The organism is Mycobacterium sp. E2462, from assembly GCF_001672685.1.
In the GTDB taxonomy this organism is placed as follows: domain Bacteria; phylum Actinomycetota; class Actinomycetes; order Mycobacteriales; family Mycobacteriaceae; genus Mycobacterium.
The window spans coordinates 1-1089 of record NZ_LZKC01000474.1 but is presented as its reverse complement, the minus strand read 5'-3'; the positions used below and the strand labels follow the sequence as shown (position 1 = coordinate 1089).

The 1089-nt window shown below is 75.0% G+C and carries 2 protein-coding genes and 1 pseudogene; all 3 read left to right on the top strand.

What is annotated here, in order from left to right; genetic code table 11:
• Positions 1-463: pseudogene (locus A5714_RS24305) on the top strand (hypothetical protein); the annotation flags it as partial.
• The gene (locus A5714_RS24300) at positions 460-858 is read left to right on the top strand and encodes a serine protease inhibitor (RefSeq protein ID WP_068289755.1); all 399 of its coding nucleotides are present in this window, start codon (positions 460-462) and stop codon (positions 856-858) included. The pseudogene A5714_RS24305 and the gene A5714_RS24300, both read left to right, overlap by 4 nt.
• A 6-nt stretch (positions 859-864) precedes the next feature.
• Positions 865-1089, top strand: a 225-nt coding sequence (locus A5714_RS24295) for a DUF742 domain-containing protein (protein ID WP_156747483.1), incomplete at its 3' end; no start/stop codon positions are given.

Genomic DNA, 1089 nt, shown 5'->3' with positions numbered 1-1089 from the left:
CAGACGCGCGGAGATTTCGGCGACCGACGGGCTGTCCACGCACAGCCGGACGATCCTGCCGCGGGCGTCGCCGGCCGACGACGACGTGATCTACCGCCGGATGCTGTCGGAGCTGATGGGTGACCCGCACGACCTGGTGAACAGCCCGGATCTGGACTGGCAGTCGGTGTGGGACCGCGGCTGGACGCTGGCCGCCGCCGCCGAGGACAAGCCCGTCGAGCACACCACGGACCACGGCCTGCCGGTGCGCACCCCGGGCGCCCGCCTGGTGCCCGGCGGCACCCCCGGGTCCGGCCAGCCGGCGCAGGCGCGGTCGGAGGCGGACGCACCCGCCGGCCGCGAGCCGCAGCACGCCGCGGCGGCCCGCGATCCCGAGGCGGTGCGCGCGTCGTTCACCAGCCATTTCGGTGGCGTGCGCAGCGGACGCTCGCACGCCCGCGAGAACGGGACGGACCCGCAATGACGGCCCCGCACAGCTCCCTGGACTGGTTGGTGACGCGGTTCGCCCGCGAGGTCCCCGGCGTCGCGCACGCCCTGCTGGTGTCGGTCGACGGGCTGCCCATCGCCGCCAGCGAGCACCTGCCCGCCGAACGCGCCGATCAGCTGGCCGCGGTGGCGTCCGGCCTGGCGAGCCTGGCCAGCGGCGCCGCCCAACTGTTCGAGGGCGGCCAGGTCCTGCAGTCGGTGGTCGAGATGCAGAACGGCTACCTGCTGCTGATGCGGGTGGGCGACGGTTCGCACCTGGCCACCCTGGCGGCCGCGTCGTGTGACATCGGTCAGATCGGCTACGAGATGGCCGTCCTCGTCGAACGGGTGGGCGGCGTCGTGCAGTCCACCCGACGCTCCGGCGTCTCGTGACCCGCGATGGACACGCGCGAGCCGGGGCCGACGCCGGATAGGGCCAGTCTGGTCCGCCCGTACGCGCTGACGGCCGGGCGCACCGACACCAGCGTCGACCTGCCGCTCGAGGCGCCCGTCGAGACGCTGCCGCCCGGGCTGACGCACCGCTGGCCGGCCGGCGACGCCCGCGGCAGGATCGTCCGGCTGTGCGTGGACAGCCCGTCGGTCGCCGAAATCTCCGCGCGTCTG